This window comes from Nocardiopsis sp. NRRL B-16309 (genome assembly GCF_001279585.1).
Taxonomy (GTDB): domain Bacteria; phylum Actinomycetota; class Actinomycetes; order Streptosporangiales; family Streptosporangiaceae; genus Nocardiopsis.
Window position 1 is genome coordinate 312,020 of sequence record NZ_LGEC01000114.1, and the last position, 18,518, is coordinate 330,537.

The 18,518-nt window shown below is 68.3% G+C and carries 22 protein-coding genes; all 22 read left to right on the top strand.

The annotated features are described in order from the left end of the window. Window positions 1–28: 28 nt before the first annotated feature. The 22 genes from ADL05_RS25925 (at window position 29) to ADL05_RS26025 (ending at window position 18,513) form a co-directional block, all read left to right on the top strand. Window positions 29–571, top strand: coding sequence for a helix-turn-helix domain-containing protein (locus tag ADL05_RS25925; protein ID WP_156366038.1), 543 nt, complete (start codon window positions 29–31; stop codon window positions 569–571). Further along, window positions 516–1,808 (top strand): PBSX family phage terminase large subunit, encoded by a 1,293-nt coding sequence (locus tag ADL05_RS25930; RefSeq protein WP_053619625.1) that lies wholly within the window; start codon window positions 516–518, stop codon window positions 1,806–1,808. Before ADL05_RS25925 ends, ADL05_RS25930 begins: the two co-directional genes overlap by 56 nt. Beyond that, on the top strand, window positions 1,805–1,966 hold the full coding sequence (locus ADL05_RS30840) for a hypothetical protein (RefSeq protein WP_156366039.1): 162 nt from the start codon (window positions 1,805–1,807) through the stop codon (window positions 1,964–1,966). The genes ADL05_RS25930 and ADL05_RS30840 overlap by 4 nt, the downstream gene beginning before the upstream one ends. Window positions 1,967–2,033: 67 nt before the next feature. After that, entirely contained in the window at window positions 2,034–3,629 is a 1,596-nt protein-coding gene (locus ADL05_RS25935; RefSeq protein WP_197285932.1) for a phage portal protein, read from the top strand. A gap of 62 nt (window positions 3,630–3,691) precedes the next feature. After that, window positions 3,692–4,357: a hypothetical protein gene (locus ADL05_RS25940; protein ID WP_053619627.1), complete on the top strand. Its 666-nt coding sequence runs from the start codon at window positions 3,692–3,694 to the stop codon at window positions 4,355–4,357. Window positions 4,358–4,375: 18 nt separating this feature from the next. Then, entirely contained in the window at window positions 4,376–5,443 is a 1,068-nt protein-coding gene (locus ADL05_RS25945; RefSeq protein WP_053619628.1) for a major capsid protein, read from the top strand. Between the two features lie 5 nt (window positions 5,444–5,448). Beyond that, window positions 5,449–5,787 carry a hypothetical protein gene (locus ADL05_RS25950; RefSeq protein ID WP_156366040.1) on the top strand — a complete coding sequence of 113 codons (339 nt, stop codon included), beginning with the start codon at window positions 5,449–5,451 and terminating at the stop codon, window positions 5,785–5,787. After that, window positions 5,784–5,969 carry a hypothetical protein gene (locus tag ADL05_RS25955; protein ID WP_053619630.1) on the top strand — a complete coding sequence of 62 codons (186 nt, stop codon included), beginning with the start codon at window positions 5,784–5,786 and terminating at the stop codon, window positions 5,967–5,969. Before ADL05_RS25950 ends, ADL05_RS25955 begins: the two co-directional genes overlap by 4 nt. A 27-nt stretch (window positions 5,970–5,996) precedes the next feature. Next, window positions 5,997–6,386 (top strand): hypothetical protein, encoded by a 390-nt coding sequence (locus ADL05_RS25960; RefSeq protein WP_053619631.1) that lies wholly within the window; start codon window positions 5,997–5,999, stop codon window positions 6,384–6,386. Window positions 6,387–6,517: 131 nt separating this feature from the next. Next, window positions 6,518–6,757 (top strand): hypothetical protein, encoded by a 240-nt coding sequence (locus ADL05_RS30845; protein WP_156366041.1) that lies wholly within the window; start codon window positions 6,518–6,520, stop codon window positions 6,755–6,757. Window position 6,758: 1 nt separating this feature from the next. Next, window positions 6,759–7,139: a hypothetical protein gene (locus tag ADL05_RS31330; RefSeq protein ID WP_053619633.1), complete on the top strand. Its 381-nt coding sequence runs from the start codon at window positions 6,759–6,761 to the stop codon at window positions 7,137–7,139. 8 nt (window positions 7,140–7,147) lie between these two features. Then, window positions 7,148–7,393: a hypothetical protein gene (locus ADL05_RS25975; protein ID WP_053619634.1), complete on the top strand. Its 246-nt coding sequence runs from the start codon at window positions 7,148–7,150 to the stop codon at window positions 7,391–7,393. Next, entirely contained in the window at window positions 7,386–7,664 is a 279-nt protein-coding gene (locus ADL05_RS25980; protein WP_053619635.1) for a hypothetical protein, read from the top strand. The genes ADL05_RS25975 and ADL05_RS25980 overlap by 8 nt, the downstream gene beginning before the upstream one ends. 9 nt (window positions 7,665–7,673) lie before the next feature. Next, entirely contained in the window at window positions 7,674–8,135 is a 462-nt protein-coding gene (locus ADL05_RS25985; RefSeq protein ID WP_053619636.1) for a hypothetical protein, read from the top strand. 82 nt (window positions 8,136–8,217) lie between these two features. Then, complete coding sequence (locus ADL05_RS25990; protein WP_053619637.1) at window positions 8,218–9,036, top strand: Ig-like domain-containing protein; 819 nt, start codon at window positions 8,218–8,220, stop codon at window positions 9,034–9,036. 91 nt (window positions 9,037–9,127) lie between these two features. Next, a complete protein-coding gene (locus tag ADL05_RS25995; protein WP_156366042.1) occupies window positions 9,128–9,508 on the top strand; it encodes a hypothetical protein in 381 nt (126 codons plus the stop codon). Between the two features lie 17 nt (window positions 9,509–9,525). Beyond that, window positions 9,526–9,930: a hypothetical protein gene (locus ADL05_RS26000; protein ID WP_053619639.1), complete on the top strand. Its 405-nt coding sequence runs from the start codon at window positions 9,526–9,528 to the stop codon at window positions 9,928–9,930. Between the two features lie 10 nt (window positions 9,931–9,940). Beyond that, a complete protein-coding gene (locus ADL05_RS31335; RefSeq protein WP_053619640.1) occupies window positions 9,941–13,402 on the top strand; it encodes a hypothetical protein in 3,462 nt (1,153 codons plus the stop codon). Further along, entirely contained in the window at window positions 13,395–14,276 is an 882-nt protein-coding gene (locus ADL05_RS26010; protein WP_053619641.1) for a hypothetical protein, read from the top strand. The genes ADL05_RS31335 and ADL05_RS26010 overlap by 8 nt, the downstream gene beginning before the upstream one ends. A gap of 9 nt (window positions 14,277–14,285) precedes the next feature. Then, the gene (locus ADL05_RS26015) at window positions 14,286–15,284 is read left to right on the top strand and encodes a hypothetical protein (RefSeq protein WP_156366043.1); all 999 of its coding nucleotides are present in this window, start codon (window positions 14,286–14,288) and stop codon (window positions 15,282–15,284) included. Beyond that, entirely contained in the window at window positions 15,284–16,531 is a 1,248-nt protein-coding gene (locus ADL05_RS26020; RefSeq protein WP_053619643.1) for a hypothetical protein, read from the top strand. Before ADL05_RS26015 ends, ADL05_RS26020 begins: the two co-directional genes overlap by 1 nt. Next, on the top strand, window positions 16,528–18,513 hold the full coding sequence (locus ADL05_RS26025) for a hypothetical protein (protein ID WP_053619644.1): 1,986 nt from the start codon (window positions 16,528–16,530) through the stop codon (window positions 18,511–18,513). Before ADL05_RS26020 ends, ADL05_RS26025 begins: the two co-directional genes overlap by 4 nt. Window positions 18,514–18,518: the final 5 nt, after the last annotated feature.

Below are 18,518 nucleotides of genomic sequence, written 5' to 3' on the forward strand. Positions count from 1 at the left end.
CCAGGACCGGGCAGGAGGTGAGGGTGTTGTGCCACCACGCATCCCAGATGAGAAGCGCGCCGCCATCGTCGCCGACCTCCAAGCTGGCAAGACCCGCAACCAGATAGCCCGCGACCACGACGTGTCCCCCTCGACCGTCAGCAAGGTCGCCAACGAGGAACAGCACGCGTTCGACCGGACGCAGGTCATCCACGCCACGCGCGCGAAACAGGCCGACAACCGGGCGCGCCGCGCACGGCTCTCCGCGGATCTGCTGTCCGACGCCGAACGGCTCCGCAAGCAACTGTGGGAGCCCACGACCATCGGCGCGTTCGGTGGCCGTGAGGGCGACTGGCACACCGCTGAGGTTGAAGAGCCGCCGTTCGCTGACAAGCGGGCGATCCTCTCCTCTGTGCAGACGGCTGTGCGGGCGCACACCGAGTTGGAGAAGGTCGACGCCGCTGGTTCCGCTGATGGCGCGAAGTCCATGCTCGGGAACCTGTTCGCGACGGTGAAGCAGGCGTGGGAGGCAGAGAGTGCTGGAGGCCCTCCCGCTGAGCCGCAAGCAGGTCGAGTCGGTAGCGACGAGTGAGGCGTCCGTCAACATCTGGGACGGCGCCATCCGCTCCGGAAAGACCATCGCGTCCCTGCTCCGCTGGTTGATCTACGTCGCTGACGCCCCGCACGGCGGCGAGCTCGTCATGATCGGGCGGACCCGTGAAGCCATCGGCCGTAACGTCATGGGCCCGTTGCAGGACCCGGCGCTGTTCGGTGAGTTCGCGGGCATGGTTTCGTACACGACGGGGGCGCCGACAGGGACGATCCTCGGGCGGAAGGTCCACGTGATCGGCGCTTCGGATGCGAAGGCTGAGAAGGTCATTCGCGGTATGACGGTGGCCGGCGCGTACTGCGATGAGCTGACGGTGCTGCCGGAGGACTTCTTCACTCAGCTCCTTGGGCGCATGTCGATCGAGGGCGCGAAGCTGTTCGGGACGACGAACCCGGACAGCCCGTCGCACTGGTTGAAGGTGAAGTTCCTCGACAAGCTCCACAAATTGCCGCACTGGCGGTACTGGCGCTTCACTATGGACGACAACCCCGCGCTCAGCGAGGACTACAAGGCGCGTAAGCGCATCGAGTTCACCGGGCTCTGGTTCCGCCGGTTCATCCTCGGGGACTGGGTTGCTGCTGAGGGTGCCGTCTATCCGATGTGGGACCCCGACAAGCACGTCATCGGCTGGGACACGCTCCCGCCCATGCAACGGCTCATCGCGGCTGGGATCGACTACGGCACGACGAACGCCACGAGCGTGCTGCTGCTCGGGCTGTCCGACGAGACCGACGGCCGCGGCAAGGACCGGTCCCGGTTGGTGCTCGTGGATGAGTGGCGGCACGACCCGCGTTCGGGTGCACCAAGGCTCACAGATGGGCAACTGTCGGGGAAGGTCAGGTCGTGGCTGTCGATGGCGCACCTGCCCAGCCAGGTGTTGCAGCCGGAGTACGTGGTCGCTGACCCGTCCGCCGCGTCGTTCCGATTGCAGTTGCACCAGGACGGCCTTGCAACCTCACCGGCGAACAACGACGTGTCGCACGGCATCGGGATGACGGCGACGCTTCTTGCCGAAGGACAGTTGGTGGTCGCGGACCGGTGCCGCGGGTTCATCTCCGAGGTGTCGGGCTACTCGTGGGATGACAAGGCGACGGAGAAGGGCAAGGACGAGCCCGTGAAGGTCGCCGACCACAGTATGGATGCTTCCCGGTACGCCCTTGCGACGACTGAGGCGCTGTGGCGCACAGCCCTACCGAACCCCTTGGAGTTGGCAGCATGAGCGACGCGAACGAAGACCTCACCCTCGAAGAGCGCGTCGAAGCGCTGGAGAGCGCGACGCTGACCCATAAATTCGCGCGAGGCGGCATCATCCGCGGGCCGCTCAACGTGCCGACGGGTGGATGCGTGATCGACACCAGCAAGCACAGCGGCGAGTAACACCACGTGACCACACTCCCGAAATCCCCGGGCTCCATGACTACAGCCAGTGAAACGGGGGTGTGTGGTGCCGCTCCCTGACTCCTCCGAGCCCTGGCCGCCAGCCAGTACCGAGAAGCCCCGCGCGCTCTACGACGCATGGGGGGCCTGGTACTCAGGCGACCCCGACCAGCTGTCCGCGTACTACGGCGGCACCGGCAACCACAACCGGCTCTCACCCCAACCCCGCCCCTCCCAGTACCGCGGCGGCGTCGTCGGCACCGTGGCCCGCTGGTTCTGGGGAGCACCACCCGACCCCGACCAGCTCCCCGACCGGTTGCACGTCCCGCTCGCCTCCGACATCTCCTCCACGAGCGCTGACCTGCTGTTCGGTGAAGCGCCCACGCTCGCCGTGGACGAGCAGGGCGAGAACAAGCCCACGCAGGACCGTCTCGACTGGCTGATGACCGAAGGCGGCATGCACGCCGCCCTCCTCGAAGCCGGCGAGATCGCATCCGCCTACGGTGGTGTGTTCCTGCGAGCCTCATGGGACAAGCAGGTCGCCGACCACCCGCTCGTGGACGCCATCGCACCGGACTGTGCAGCACCCGAGTGGCGGTCCGGACGCCTGGTCGCCGTCACCCTGTGGAAGGTGCTGGAGGAACGCGACGACAACAGCGTCGTCCGCCACCTGGAACGCCACGAACCCGGCGTGGTCTACCACGGGCTCTACGAAGGGTCGCGGGACGCGCTCGGCAGGAAACTGCCGCTCGCTGATCGGGAAGAGACCAAGGGCTTCGCGGTCAACGGCCAGGGTGGCATCCCAACCGGAGCCAAGCGGTTGGCCGTGGTGTACATCCCGAACATGCGCCCGCACAGGCGCATCCGCGGCACACCACTCGGCCGGTCCGACTACTCCGGTGTCGAGCACCTCATGGACGCCTTGGATGAAACGTGGTCGTCGCTGATCAGAGACATCGACCTCGGCAAAGCCCGGTTGATCATCCCCGACAGCTTCCTCGACGTGCATGGTCGTGGCCAGGCGTCGTCGTTCGCGTCCGAACGCAAGGCATTCACCCCGGTCAAGGGTTTGCAGGGCGCGGGTGACAAGTTCACCGACATGATCGAGCAGGTTCAGTTCGCGATCCGTGTGGACGAGCACATCGCGGCGGCGACCGCGTTCACTGAGCAGATCGTGCGCGGCGGCGGTTACTCCGCTCAGACCTTCGGAGAGTCCGGCGATTTGGCCATCACCGCGACGGAGGTGCAGCACCGGGAGCGCAGGTCGTTCTCGACTCGTGGCCGCAAGATCGGCTACATCACCCCGGAGCTGGCCAGTTTCTCCGAGACGGTTCTGGAGATGGACGCCGCGAACTTCCGCACCAAGGGTGTGGTGCCGCAACGCCCCACGATCGAGTGGCCGGACGGTGTGCAGGACGCCCCGGAGGCGACCGCCCGCACCATCCAGATGCTCGACTCCGCGCGTGCCCTCTCGGATGAGACGAAGGTGCGCATGGCCCACAAGGACTGGGACGACGAGCAGATCGCCAAGGAGGTCAAGCGCCTCAAGGACGAGAACCCGCCTGTGGACATCCGCGCCGGTGCGGGTCTGGTGAATGGCCAGGACGACGCCCCTCCCGACGACGCACCCGAAGAGGACTCCCCGCCTGAGCGGGACGAGTAACCACACCCACCCAGCACAAGGGCCACCCGGGCGGTGGCCCTTTCGCATGCCAGGAGACCCACATGTCTGAGCAGCCCGAGGGCCAGGCGCCCGAAGCCGCCGACACCACCCCGACCACCACCGAGGCCCCGAAGCCTGAGGCGCCCCGCGTCGACAAGGCCGCAGAGGACAAGGGCCAGGAGCCCAAGACCTTCAACGAGGCCTACGTCAAGAAGCTCCGCGAGGAGAACGCAGAGAACCGGGTCAAGGCCAAGGAAGCGGTAGAGGCGCGCACTGCCGCTGAGCAGCGCCAGCAGGCGCAGATGGACGCCATCGCGAAGGCCCTCGGGCTCAAGGACGACGACGCTCCGCCGGACCCGGAGAAGCTCACCGCTCAGCTCACCGAGACCGCGAAGGAACGCGACGCCACACAGGCCGAACTCCGCACCATGCGAGTCGAGCGTGCCGCTGAGAAGGCGGCCCGTGAGCACGGCGCCGACGTCGACACGTTGCTCGACAGCCGCAGCTTCGCCAACAAGCTCGCCGGCCTCGACCCCACAGACTCCGGCTTCTCCGAAGCCGTGAGCGACCTGGTGAGAGCCACGGTCGACTCCAACCCCAAGTACAAGGCGGCCCAGGTGGCCACCTCTTCCAGCGCGGACTTCTCCAGCGGGCCTGGTGAGCAGCGCAAACGCACCAACTCACTACACGCCGCCGCACGAAGCCACTACGGCGTCGGCGGCGACTAGCCCAACAGGAGACACAACATGCCGGTCACTCTGGCACAGGCGCAGGTCAACGCCCGCGCCGACATCGACCACGCCGTCATCGACAACCTCCGCCGCTACTCGTGGCTGTGGGACCAGATGGTCTTCGACGACGCAGCCACCCCCGGTGCGGGTGGCGACACCCTCATCTACGGGTACACGCGGCTCACCGAGACCCGCAGCGCCGGGTTCCGTGACTTCAACACCGAGTACCCGGCACAGAAGGCCGCCCGCCAGCAGTTCACGGTGAACCTCAAGCCGTTCGGCGGCGCGTTCACCCTGGACCGCAAGCTCCGCAACCTCGGCCCGCAGGCCACCAACGAGATGGTGTTCCAGCTCCAGCAGCTCATCACGGGCGCGACGATCGCGTTCCAGTCCGAGCTGATCCACGGCGACACGGGCGTGAACGCGCTCGGGTTCGACGGCCTCGACAAGTCGCTCACGGGTGAGTCCACCGAGTACCTGCCCATCGACAACGACGTGTCGTCCGGTCACCTGGACTGGCGCGGGTCTGTGGTGAACACGCAGGCGCTCGCGCTCGCACAGCTCGACATCGTCGATGACTTCCTGTCCCGCATCGTGCCCTCCACCACGGGTGGCGGCGACCAGGGTTCGGCGGGCGCGCTTCCGCCCGGGGTGAAGGCGATCCTGGGCAACACCCGGTCCATCACCCGGCTGCGTGCGCTGGCCCGGTGGGCGGGCATGTACACCGAGACGAAGGACGCGCTGGGACGTCAGGTGTCGATGTACGGGGCGTGGGTGCTCCAGGACATCGGTGACACCGTGGACGGGTCCGGGCCGATCATCCCCATCGAGTCCCGTGACACCGACGGCGGTGGCGGCGGCGCGTCCCTGGCCGGCATGACCGACCTGTACGCGGTGTCCTTCGGCATGGACGCGTTCCACGGCGCGTCGATGGCGTCGACCCCGCTGCTGGAGACGTTCATGCCGGACTGGTCGCAGCCCGGCGCCGTCAAGTCCGGTGAGCTGGAGATCGGCCCCGCCGCGGTGGTGCTGCGCAACACCCGCTCCTGCGGTGTGCTCCGCAACGTGCGCGTGAGTGGGTGACCTCAATGACCCGCTATGACGTGACGTCCCCCGTGGGGGACTACAACGGCGACGTGGGCGGGGTGAAGTTCTACAAGGGCCGTGCGGTCGTCGACAGCGACACGCACGGTGCTGCGGTGGCGTACATGCGCCGCCGCGGCTACACCCTCACCCCGATCAACGAGACCGCGGCCAGCGAGGAGCGGGTGCCCGAGCAAGACGGCCCGGTCAAGCCCAAGGCCGCGGACAACAAGGACACGTGGGTGGCCTACACCGTGGCCACCACCGACCTGTCCGAAGCCGAAGCTGGCGACCTCACCAAGACGGAGCTCCAGGAGCTCGCAGACAAGGAGCAGGAGTCATGAGCCACGTCGCAGGTGCCTTCACGGGCGTCGTCCGAGACAGCCTCACGGACGGCCTGATGGCCGGAGAAGCGCCCGAGATCGCGGAGACCACCGCGGTCGACGCCGCCGCACTGGTCACCTACATCAACACGGTGCTGCTGCCCGCACTCGCGGACCGCGGCGTCATCACGATCGCTGAGTAAGAGAGGGGGTGTCCCGTGGCTTCTCCGGTGTACGCGACCGACGTGCAGTTGGCGGCGTGGTTGGGGTTGGATGACCCGCCCGCGAACGCCACCCGTGCGCTACGGGACGCCTCCCTCGACGTGGACACCCTGCTCGTCGGCGCGGTGTACGACGTCGATGAGGACGACCAGCCCACCGACGCGGATGTCGCCCTGGCGCTCCAGGAGGCCACGTGCGCGCAAGCCGCGTGGAACCCGTCGGGGCACAGCCAGACCGCTGAGGACGCACAGAAGACACAGGTGAAGGTCGACAAGGTCAGTGTCAGCTATGCCGCTGACCCGTCGTCGGGGCGTGTCATCCGTGACCGGTACGCGCCGGCCGCCGTGGACATCCTGCGTGTGGCCGGCCTGGTTCCCGCGCATGTGGTGGTGTGCTGATGGCGCTCCCGTTCACGACCGATGAGGTGTACGTACTGCGTGCCCCGGTGGTCATTGACGCGTATGGGAACCGCTCCAGGTCGACGAAGGACTGGGCGAACGCTGTGCGCACCGGGCCTTTCCCTGCGTGTGTGCAGCCCGACAGTGCGACCCTCGGGGCCTCTCTGGCGACCAAGGAGGAGCGCCGGGGCGGCCGTGAGCAGCGCTCCAAGTCCATCGCCGTGTACCTCGAACCCGGTGTGGACGTGCTGGCCACGGACGCGCTGGAGATCGCTGGTGTGGTCTGGCAGGTCAACGGTGACCCTTTCACCCTCCCGGATGTGGGCGGGCTGGGCCACATGATCCTCAAGGCGGACTGGATCGAGGGGTGACGTGGGCAAGGTCGTGCTGAACCAGGCCACCATCAACCGGTTGGGGTCGTGGGGTCCGGTGGATGACGACATCCATGATCGGGCCCGCCGTGTCCAGGCGATGGCGCGCGGGCGTGGACCGATCGACACCGGCGATTACGTGTCCTCGATCGACACAGAGTCTTTGGAGCCGCATGGGTGGCGGGTGATCGCCCGCGACCACAAGAGCGCGTGGATCGAGTACGGCACCCGCCCGCACGAGATCCGGCCCCGCAACAAGAAGGCGCTCTACTGGCCGGGCGCCGCACACCCCGTCGGCAAGGTCGATCACCCCGGGACGGCCCCGACCCACAATCTCGCCGAAGCGCTCGAACTCGCGGCGCGCGGCACCACACACACCTAGGAGACACTGTGCCGCACGTGAAGATCGGCTACCCGCACAAGGCCAAGGACGGCACCAAGCGCGTCCAGGGCGAAACTGTGTACGTGTCCAGCGAAGAAGCCCGCGCTCTGGTCGCGGACGGCAAGGGCAAGGTCGTCAAGCCCTCCCCCGAGGAGGTCGTCAAGCTCGGCGGCGGCAAGGTCCCCGCGAAGGCCAAGCAGGAGCCGCCCAAGCAGGAGACGAAGCTGCCCGCCCGCAAGCCCGCCGATGGGTGATCTCCCACTGATCGAGGTCGAACGATACGGCGACAGCCTGCGCATCCTCGTGGACGGCAAGCCTCTGCCCTGCCCCGTGGACGAGTCGGGTGTGCGCATCGTCGCCGCACCCGGCTACCCGTCCGCGATCAACGTCACCATCCCCGCCCGCGAGGTCAGGTTGGTGGACACCAGCGCGCCGAAGGTGCCCGAAGAGGACAAGCAGAAGGTCGCGGACTACCTGAACTCGAAGGCGCCCCCCTCATCCTGGCGGCCCAAGCCACGCACCTAGGGGGTGGCTGTGCAGCCGTTCCCGCTGGTGCTGTACCCGGCCGCTGAACTCGTCTCCGTGACGTGGCACCGCCCACTCCTCGAACCCGTAGGCGTGTACGTGTGCTCCGAACTGCCCGTGCCCGAGGAGTTCACGGGGCTGCTGCCCATGGTGCAGTTCATCCGGCTGCCGTCACCGCCCGCAGACCGCAGGGTGCACGACATCGCCCGCATGCAAGGCATCATCCGCGTCGATGAGGACGCCGGCGTGCCCGCCGTAGACGACCTCGCGGGGTTCGTCGCCGCGCACTTCGCGACCATGTCCGGGCAGACCATCACCCTCCCGGCCACGGAGTACACGCCGGGCGGGCCCGCCACCGTCGGGTGCATCCGACGCCAGACGTCACCTACGCCGTTCGCTGACAAGAACACAGGCGTGCTCGCCCGCGCCTTCACAGGCGAGCTGTACCTGCGCCCCTTCCGGGTCGGCTGACCCGGCACACCACACACCCCGGACACCCCACGGTGCCGGGGTTTTCCCATGCCCACGCCAGGGCTGAACCCCAGGAGGGGACATGGCTGACAACGTCGATGCCATCCGCGCATACGGAACCGACGGCGGCAAGGTGTACGTCGCGCCGCTCGGATCCACCCTGCCCACCGGACTGGACGCATTCGGTGCCGAGTGGTGGGACCTCGGAGCGTGCGACCCGTCCGGGCTCGTCGAAGCCTACGAGGAAGAGCGCAACGAGAAGCGCCCCCTGGGCTACAAGAGCCCGGTGCGCACCGACATCATCTCGGTGACGAAGACCTTCACCACCCCCATGTGGGAGATGAACCCGTACACGCAGGCCCTCTACGACGGTGTGGACCTCGCCGACATGGAGGAGCTGGCCGGTGGCATCCTCCACTACCCGAAGTACCGGCCCACGGGCCCCCGGCGTTACATGCTCGCGGTGGACACCTTCGATGGCACCAACCACGAGCGGACCGTCGCGGCGATCGCGGAGATCACCTCGCGGGCGGAGCGCACGAAGAACGCTGAGAACGTCACTGGTTCGCCGCTGACGTGGACGGTGTACGAAGCCAGCGACGGGCTCATGTTCGACCGCTACTTCCTGTCCGACGGCATGTGGCTGCCCGTGGAGACCATGGCTGTCACCGGCACCCTGACCGCTGCCGTGTCCGCGACCACGCAGCTCACCGCGACCGCCACGTTCTACAACGAGAGCAACGAGGACGTGTCCGCGACCGCTGAGTGGGACACCGACGCGCCGCTGATCGCGACCGTCGACGCCCTCGGTGAAGTGACGGGTGTGTCCGCCGGCACCGCGAACATCACCGCGATGTACCGGGGTGTGACCGACACCGTTGAGGTGACGATCACCGCCTGATGAGCGGCGGTCGGGGTGTACGCGCAGGTCCACCCCGGCCGCTTTCTACCTGACCTGCGCTAGGCCTGCGTGACCTGCGAGGAGAACCATCATGACTGCTGCCCGTAAGCCCACCCCGGCGCGTAAGCCCGCGGTGAAGAAGCCCGCCCCGCCCGCTGGCGCGGTGTCCGTCGCTGACCTGCCCGACAACCAGGCGTCGCAGATCAACGAAGCGATGGAGGAACCGGTCCCGTTCGTCATGGGCGACGGGACGGTGTTCGTGTTCAAGGCGCCCGCGGAGTGGTCGTTCAAGGCTGACGTGTCGTTCGCCCGCGCTGACATCGTCGGGTGGGCGCGCGGCGCCCTCGAAGACCCCGAACAGTTGGACGCGTTCCTGAACTCGCCCGCCCGCGCGGTCGGCCGCATCATCCGCTACTTCGACGACAAGGCCGGTTTGACCCGGGGGGAAGACGGCAGCTCCTCCACGTCCTAGAGCATCACGCACGTGAGGTGGAGCTAGACCTACTCGACCGGGGCCACGACATCGTCGACTTCTACCGGGGGCACATCAGCTTCCGGCGCCTGGCGCTGCTCGTCATCCACGACATGGCGCGCATGCCGCGCACACGGGCCGCCGTCAACGGCATGGACGCCGACCGGCCGTGGGACGAGACCAACACACAGTTGGCGGTCATCGACACCCGCTTGCAGTCGCTGCTGCGGGTCGCGTGGGTGGGCGGGCGGCTCCAACACAACCCGCCCGACGTCAACCCGTACCCGATACCCACAGCCAAGGGCGATCAGCAGCAGTCTCAGGCGCGCCGCCCCGACCCGCGCAAACAGGCCTACCTGGAGCGGTTCGCGCCACCCAAACGGCACCTGACGCTCGTGAAGACACCACCAACCAGCGAGTAGGGGGTGCCGGATGCCCGACGCCGGATCAGTGTGGGTCGACGTCCTCCCCGACCTGAAGAAGTTCGGGCCGCGGCTGCGCGCGGAGCTGAAGGCGCACGCCGACAAGGGCCTGGACGTGCCCGTCGGCATCGACACCAAGGCAGCCCGGTCCGAGCTCAGCTTCTTCAAGCGGGAGCTGGACACGCTCGGGCGCCGTCACCCGCGCATCCGCGTCACCGCTGACACCAAGTCCGCGCTGTCGGGGCTCGTGGCGGTGGACAAGGCCGCGGACCGCCTCGACGGCCGCACCATCAACATGAAGGTCGCCACCTCCGGCAGCGGGCCCGTTGCGCCCGCGACGCCCCGGGCGCCCACCAGCGGAGGCAGCGGTTCCGGCGGCGGGCAGCGCCCGTTCACGGACGTGTCCCCTGCTGGCGTTGCCGCGCTCACCACGCTGATCCCGCCGCTCATTCCCGCTGTGGGTGCGCTCGCGGGCGGTTTGGGTGCTGTCGCGTCCGGGTTCATCGTGGCCGCGGCTGGTGCTGGTGCGTTCGCGTTGGCGGCTGTCCCTGCGATCAAGGACGCCACCGAAGCGACCGGCGACCTCTCCGCGCAGCAGGAGATGTTCCGCGACTCCTTGGGTGGTCTCACTGCGTCGTGGAACCAGTTCCGGTCCGCGACGGACGGGCCTGTGCTGGTCGCTGCGGCGCGTGGTGTGGACGTCGCGAACGTCGGCTTGTCCAAGCTCATCCCGGTCACGCACCGCACCGCAACCGCCCTGGGCACGTTGGGCGTGGAGGCCCGCAACGGCCTCGATGGGGAACGCTGGTCCAACTTCTTCAGCTTCTTGGACCGTCAGGCCACCCCGACCACGCTCACCTTCGGCCGCACCCTCGGCAACCTCGCCACCGGGGTGGCCGGGTTCGCCGTGTCCATGGAACCCCTGTGGAACGAGGTCGCCCCCGGCCTGGAGGACATGTCCGCACGGTTCGCCGCGTGGGGCAACGACTCGGCGGGGTTCACCGACTTCATCGAGTGGACCATCGAGAACGGGCCCGTGTTCCTGGGGTTCTTCGGTCAGATCGCCGAAACCGCCATCGACGTCGGCGTGGCCCTTGGTCCGCTCGGCACTGTCTACGCACAGGGCCTAACCATCCTCGCGGGCGCCATCAGCGCGGTCGCCGAGACCGCACCATGGCTCCTCCAGGCGGCTGTCGCGGCGAAGACCGCACAGATCGCCTTCCAGCTCCTCGGGCGCACCAACACCGGGTTGATCCAGCCCCTGCGTGAACTCCCGGCCCGCATTCAGGAGGTCGGCTCCAACTTCCGCAGCGCCACCACCAGCGCCTCCGGGTTCCGGGGCGCCCTGTCCGGCGTGTCCGGGGCCCTCGGCGGCCCATGGGGTCTTGCCCTCGCCGCCGCCACCGTCGGCCTTGGTGCCTGGATCGCGAAGAAGAACGAGGCCACGGCCGCTTCGCGCGAGTTCCGGGACGCCCTCGAAGCTGACGGTGGGGTCCTCGCCGACAACACCCGCGAACAGCTCGCGAACAACCTGGCCGAGGAAGGCGCGGTCGAACTCGCCCGCGAACTCGGACTCGACCTCGGGCTGGTCACCGACGCACTGCTCGGTAACGCGCAGGCGCGCCGACAGGTCAACGGGACCCTCGACGAGTACAGCGACAAGCTCGTGGACGCCGCTGCGGGCGGCACCGCCGTCGAAGAGCAAACGGCCTTGCAGGCCCACCAGGCTGACAGGCTCCGGGGCATCCTCGAAGGCCAGAACGGTGTCATCACTGAGGGTGTGGGCCTGTACAACGACACCCAGGCGGCCATGTTGGCTCTTGGTGTGGAGACGGGCGTCGCCACTGAGCATCAGATCGGCCTCAACGGGGCCATGGCCGAGGGCGCGTTCCAGGCCCGTGACCTGAAGACCGCGCTGGATGAGTTGACCGGTGGCGCGGTCACGGTCGCGGGCGCCGAGGCTGATTTCCAGGAGGCCGTGGACCGTGCCACCGAGTCTGTCGCGACCAACGGAGCAACCCTCGACGACAACACCGAGGCGGGTCGGGCGAACCGTGACGCGCTTGAGGAGATCCGCAACCGCACGAACGATCTGACGGTCGCGCGAGCCGACGACGAACAAGCGGTGTACGAGCAGATCGAAGCACAGCGGGAGGGCCGCGCGGAGTTCGTGCGGGTCGCCCGTCAGATGGGGTTGACCGAAGGCGCCGCTGAGGATCTCGCGGACGAGTACCTCGGTATCCCGTCCGAGGTCGAGACCGAGATCCGGATTGCGGCCAGTGGCACGTGGGCGCCGGCGTCCACGACGGAGGGGCAGGCACGGCAGGGCACGGGCCCGTGGTCGGGGTTCGCCACGGGCGGTCCGGTATCCGGCCCGGGTACGGCCACGTCGGACAGCATCCCCGCGCTCCTCAGTGATGGCGAGTTCGTTGAGCCCACCGCGTCCGTGGACTACTACGGGGCGGGCCTTTTCGAGGCGCTGAGGCACCGCGCTATCCCCCGCGAGGCTCTGCCGGGGTTCGCCACAGGCGGCCGGGTCACCCGGGGGCAGGGCACCCAGCCGTGGGATGTCATCCACGACCACCAGGACGACGTCCGTGAGGAGTACAACCGTCTCGTTGCGTCGCTGATCGGCCGTGTCGGCGATGACATGGCTGAGCAGTGGGCCAGCGCTGTGGCGGGTCCGATGGGTGTGGTGGGTCTCGCTGAGGCCAGCATCGGGCGGTTCCCGGAGATTCCTTCCGGGTCGAACCAGAACGCGATCACGTCCTGGTACGGGATGAACGGCGCGCCGTGGTGCGCGATGTTCATCAGCTGGTTGTTCTCGCAGGTCGGAGCGTCGTCAGCGCTCGGTGGCGCGTCACGTACCGCGTGGACGGGCGACTACTACGGGTCAGGGATGTCCACCACCAACAACCCGATGCCCGGTGACGTGGCGGTGTACGGCACCCGGCACGTCAACCTCGTCACCAGCCCCGGCGGGTCACGGCGGGTCGGCGGCAACCAGTCCAACAACGTCACCGCGGGCGGCGGCTACTCGGGCGGGACGATCTTCCGACCCAACTGGGGGTTGGCCGGTTTCGCGACCGGAGGCCGGGTGTCCATCGCGGACATCATGGCCCAGGACCGTGAGGAGGACCAGCGGTCCGGCATGGACCCGCAGGTCCGCAACCTCCGCCAGATCATGGGGTTGGCGGGCGGCGGGTTGGCGTCCGGGTGGACTGTGGTCGGCGAGGAGGGCCCCGAGCTGGCCCGGTTCGACGACCCGGCGCGCATCTACTCCAACCAAGAGTCGGCGCGCATGCTGTCCGTCGCCGGACAGGCCGCAGCGCAAGGCGGCGACGGTGCGTCGGCGCCGCTGGTGGGCGAGTACCACCAGCACCTCCACGACTCCCAAGCCACCATGCGCGAGGCCATGGGTGCTCTCACCCACACCCTTCGGGCCGTCGACTATGGAGGGCTGTATGGCTGATCTGGCCGAAGACCAGTGGGATTTGGGTGGGCTGGTCATCGGCCGCGGCCAGGCGGTCGCGGTCGATGACTTCGATCTCGGGGACGTGGGCGCCCGCCTTGGCGATGTGGACGTGGCGGGCGGCGAGGGCGTCGTGCCCGGCTACGACTACCACGGCGGACGCACCCTGTCCCTGACGGTGTTCACTGACCAGGCGGACGCCGCCACCGCGCAGGCGGCGTGGCGGTCGCTGGAGTCGCTGTGGCGCCAGCACGACCTCCGGTACACCCCGCGCACGGTCGTCCCGTTGCGGATCCGCGTCGCGGACCGGGACACCGTGCGCGTGTACGGGCGGCCACGCAAGTTCTCACCAACGGGGCTGCGGGGCCTGCCTGACGGCGCGGTGGGCGCTATCGCCACGTTCGACGCCATGCACACCAACTACCTCTCCGACGAAGAGTCCACGGTCACCCTGTCGTTGGTCACCACGGGGGACGGCGGTATCACCTGGCCCATCGCGTCGTGGCCGATCACGTGGGCTGCTGGGGGTGAACGCCAGGACGCGGCCTACAACGCGGGCGACATGGATGCGTGGCCGCTCATCACCATCAGCGGTCCGATCACGAACCCGCAGGTGGCGCTGGTCGGCACCAACATCAGCATCCGCCTGGTCGACACCATCGCTGACGGCCAGTCCGTGACGCTCGATCCGCGCCCGTGGTCCCGGTCCATCACCCGCTCCGACGGGGCGTCACTCGCAGGCAAAGCACGCGGGTCCCGCCTCGAAGACCTCCGACTCCCGCCCGGCCAGACGGTCATCCACTTCTCCGGCACGGACCTGACCGGCACATCCTCATGCACGGTCCGGCACCGACACGCCTACTCGACCCCGTAGGAGGTCCCCGTGACTTTGCAGGTTGACTCGTGGGCGGTCGAAGGCGCCGGATCCTCACCCCAGATCGCCCGGCTGATGCTGACCTCCGCGACCCGTTCCGGGAACGGCATCGTCGACCCCGCCGACCTCGAAGTGCAGGAGCTTGCGGTGCCGGGCACGTCGGTGCGCGTCGCGGCCGGGGCTGCGGTCATGTACGGGCAGGAGGCCGTGTTTCAGGGCTCGTACTACGCCCACAACGTCGGTGAGGAAGAAGTCCCGGTCACCGCGACGGACGGCGGCGGGGGACGCTCCGACCTGCTCATCCTGCGCACCGAAGACCCCGGCATCGACGGCACCCCGTGGGTGCACGACCCGGCCACGGACAAGATCTACTACTTCCGCATCATCGAGGGCGTCGCCTCCGACACCACCGAGGTGCCCTCGGGCACGACTGGCGTGGCGCTGGCCCGGATCGACATCCCCGTGTCCACGGCCACGATCACGCAGGACATGATCACGGACCTGCGCACGATGCTCCAGCCCCGCACCGAGTACGTCATCCGCACCCAGCAGGGTTTTGACCCGATCGACTACGCGGGCAACATCCAGACACCGAACTGGGAAAACTGGCCCGACCTGACCTGGACCGTGGACATTCCCGAGTGGGCCACACAGGTCCAGGTGGACGCCACGTGGGCGAACGCGGGCTACTTCCCCTCCGACTACTCCGGGTCCGGGTCTACCGACGCCCGGGGTGAAACCCGCATCAGTTTGAAGGCGGGCACCGACGAAATCCTCACAACCACCGGGGCGTACAACCACAACGAACTCTCCGACACCAACGGCTACCGGGTGCACATGTCGGTGCTCGATGACGTGGACATCCCCTCGGAGTTGCGGGGTGTGACCGCTGAGCTGCGCATGCAGGTGTCCGGTGACACGGTGGGCGGACGGTTGCGAGCCGACGACTACATGCACGCCGGGGTACGGCTCATGTTCAACGAGGTCCCGGTTTCTGGGGCGTCGTGATGTGGCGGTACTACGCACAGCGCGCCACGTCGGGTGAGTGGCTACACCGCGACCTGCCGCTGTCGGACGTGTCGGTGTCGCCTGCCCTGTCGGGTCCGTACAAGATCACCGCGACCATCGACCCGGAGTACACGGATCTGCTCGCTGACGACGGCGACCTGCTCCTCGCGGAGTGGGGCACCTGGATCTTCGCGGAAGCCTCCAACCAACTGCGTGGCGGTGGCCTGGTCACCGACGCCAAGATCGTCGGCTCCAACTTGGCACTCACCATCGACGGGTTCACCCGCTACCCGGGCGGCCAACCGCTCACGGAAACCCTCACGTGGGGCGGGAAAACCGAAGGGGCCACCGGAAACGGCGTGGACCCGCTGGATGTAGTGCGGGCCCTGTGGGACCACCTCCAAGCCCAGCCTGACGGGGACCTCGGGGTGACCTACGCGTCCACTAGCACCCCGTACCGGGTGGGTGAGTGGTACAACGCCCGCGCCCTGGACGCGGATGGCAGCCTCGGTGACGACCCCAAGGCGGTGCACTCCACACCCATCCCGATCGACAAGATCTGGAACCCGAAGAAGGACCGCCCACCCATCCCCGCATCGGGCAAATCCACGTACTGGAAGTACCAGTTGGCCTGGTGGGACGGCCTGGAAGTCGGCCGCACCATCGACGAGTTGGCCAGGCAGGCGGCGTTCGACTACCGCGAGACCTACCGGTGGGCCGACACCACCAAGGAAGCCGTCGTCCGCGAGTTGCAGTTCGGGTACCCGCGCCTCGGCCGTCGCCAAACCGGGCTGGTGTTCCGCGAGGGCGAGAACATCGACGACCTCGTCCCCATCACCCGATCCGGCCACGACTACTACAACTCCGTGTACGGGCTCGGCGCAGGCGAAGGCTCGAAGAAGCTCCGTCAGTCGGTGTCCCGCCGCGACCCCACCCGACTGCGCAGGGCAAAGCCGATCGACCGCGCCGAGATCACGAACGCCGCCGCGCTCAAGGCCGAAGCGGGCGACGAACTCCGCCGCTCCGTGGAGCTCGTCGACATCGCAGGGTTCACGATCCGCGACCACCCCAACGCCCGCGTCGGCTCGTTCGACGTCGGTGACGACGTGCTCGTCCACACCCGAAGGGGTTGGCAGCCAACGTCCCTGTGGGTGCGCATCACCGGGTTCACCCACTCCCCTGACACCGGCGACGTCACCGTGCGCTGTTCCCGGTCGGACCGATTCGTCTACGGAGGTACCGGATGAAGCTGGACCCGCAGACCCGCGCGGTCCTGGATGAGTTCGCGCGGGAGCTGGCGTCGCAGCGCAAGGAGATCGCCGCGCTGCGCCGTGCCCAGCGCGCCCCACAGCTCGCCCACTCCTCCCTGGAGGAGGGGCAGGCGCTGGAGGTCCGCGACGACACGGGTGCGACCCGGATGCGGTTCGGGTACCAGCCCGATGGGACTGTCACCACGACCGTGGAGGGCGGCGACCCTCCCCCGGCGCCGTCCACCCCGACGGTGACGGCGATGGCGTCGGGCCTGGTGGTCGCCTGGGACGGCACGCTCGCGGACACCGAGTTGGCGCTTCCCGCGGACTTCGACCACGTCAACGTGCACGTCAGCACGGTCGACGGGTTCATCCCGGACGCGACCACCTTCCAGGTGTCGATCCCCCGCGCCGGCGGGTCCGTGCCCATCACCCCACTGACCGTCGGCACCACCTATTACGTGATCCTGGTCCCGGTCGGTACCGGGGGCGTGTCGGGGACGGCGTCCGCACAGGCTTCGGGTGTACCGGACGCGGTCACGGACATCGCGCCCGGGTCCATCACGGAAACGGAGATCGCGGACGATGCGATCTCCACTCCGAAGCTCCAGGCGGAGGCAGTGACGGCGCTCAAGATCGCCGCCGAAGCCATCGAAGCCGGACACATCCAGGCTGCCGCTGTGACCGCCTCCAAGCTCGAAGCGGACCTCGTGCTCGGCACCCGCATCATCGCGGGCACCCCCGGCGGGGCACGCGTCGAACTCGACCCCACCGGGTTGAAGGGCTACGACGCGTCCGACGCGCTCGTGTTCGCTGTCGACAGCGCGGGCAACGCCCTCTTCTCCGGCGACATCACCGGCTCCGAAATCACCGGCTCCCGCATGACCATCGACTCCGGCACAGGAAACATCGGCGTCATCGAGGACGCGTCAGGGGTCGTGCGCGTTCGCGCCACCTCCGCCAGCGACGCCCGCGCACAGCTCGCCGCCACCGACACCCAAGCCGAATTCTCCGTGTGGGCAGACGAGACGAGCGCCACCACACCCGTCGGAGCGATGATCGCAGCGTCGGGCATCAGCCAGCTCGTCATGTACTCCGACGTGTCCGATCCGACGACCAGCCCCGTGGTGTCACTGTCGGCCCTCACGGACAGCACCCGGCTGTCTGCTCGCTCCGGAAGCGGCTCGGAAGTGGAGATCGAGTCTCTGACGGACTACTCCAGGATCCGGATCACGGCCCCTGATGCCATTGACCCTGACGACGCCCAAGGCGCCGGGTACATCTTCACGCAGCGGTACGGGTCCGACATCGCCGCTGTGTCGATGCAGGGCCCTGAGTGGTCGGACAACACCGGCCCGGAGTACCAACGGCGGTCGATGTTCCACCTGGAGGGCGCCCGGCCAGAGCGGGCGTACACCCGCGCCACCTACTCCGCGCAGCGCCACATTGTGCAGGGCGAATGGGACGGTGTCGCGGACGCGATCGACGCCACCAGCGACGGTGTCCTGGAGCTCGCGGACACGCACAGCATCCTCGCGGACCGCCACGCCCCCGTGCGTACCGACATGGTGGCCGAACCCACCATCGACGGTGACGGGTCCTTCCACGACTTCACGGCCGGGCAGATGCCCGCCGTGGATTTCACTACCGGCTGGTCGGGGCGGGTGCGGGTCACGATCGCGATGTGCGGCATCAACAACAACACCAACGCCAGCACCATCTCGCTGGGGTTCCGTCTGTCGGGGTCCTCCACTGTCGCCGCCGACCTGACCCGCGCCGCGATGATCCGTTCCACAGGGGCCGGGTCCGCCACCAACTCCGGTCGGCAGCAGTCCGCGGCCGTGTACCTGGACCTGAACGGCAACGCCGACTACACGCTGACCCCGGTGTGGCGGATCAGCGGGTCCACCGCGTGGGGGGCCGATCAGAAGTTCGACCTCAACTACCAGAACGCTGTGATCGTGGAACCGCTCACCTAGGAGGC

Bases quoted from the DNA above. Each gene is read 5' to 3' on its own strand.
- ADL05_RS30840 (WP_156366039.1), top strand. From the start codon at position 1,805: ATGAGCGACGCGAACGAAGACCTCACCCTCGAAGAGCGCGTCGAAGCG.
- ADL05_RS25940 (WP_053619627.1), top strand. From the start codon at position 3,692: ATGTCTGAGCAGCCCGAGGGCCAGGCGCCCGAAGCCGCCGACACCACC.
- ADL05_RS25945 (WP_053619628.1), top strand. From the start codon at position 4,376: ATGCCGGTCACTCTGGCACAGGCGCAGGTCAACGCCCGCGCCGACATC.
- ADL05_RS25950 (WP_156366040.1), top strand. From the start codon at position 5,449: ATGACCCGCTATGACGTGACGTCCCCCGTGGGGGACTACAACGGCGAC.
- ADL05_RS25955 (WP_053619630.1), top strand. From the start codon at position 5,784: ATGAGCCACGTCGCAGGTGCCTTCACGGGCGTCGTCCGAGACAGCCTC.
- ADL05_RS25980 (WP_053619635.1), top strand. From the start codon at position 7,386: ATGGGTGATCTCCCACTGATCGAGGTCGAACGATACGGCGACAGCCTG.
- ADL05_RS25990 (WP_053619637.1), top strand. From the start codon at position 8,218: ATGGCTGACAACGTCGATGCCATCCGCGCATACGGAACCGACGGCGGC.
- ADL05_RS25995 (WP_156366042.1), top strand. From the start codon at position 9,128: ATGACTGCTGCCCGTAAGCCCACCCCGGCGCGTAAGCCCGCGGTGAAG.
- ADL05_RS31335 (WP_053619640.1), top strand. From the start codon at position 9,941: ATGCCCGACGCCGGATCAGTGTGGGTCGACGTCCTCCCCGACCTGAAG.
- ADL05_RS26010 (WP_053619641.1), top strand. From the start codon at position 13,395: ATGGCTGATCTGGCCGAAGACCAGTGGGATTTGGGTGGGCTGGTCATC.
- ADL05_RS26020 (WP_053619643.1), top strand. From the start codon at position 15,284: ATGTGGCGGTACTACGCACAGCGCGCCACGTCGGGTGAGTGGCTACAC.
- ADL05_RS26025 (WP_053619644.1), top strand. From the start codon at position 16,528: ATGAAGCTGGACCCGCAGACCCGCGCGGTCCTGGATGAGTTCGCGCGG.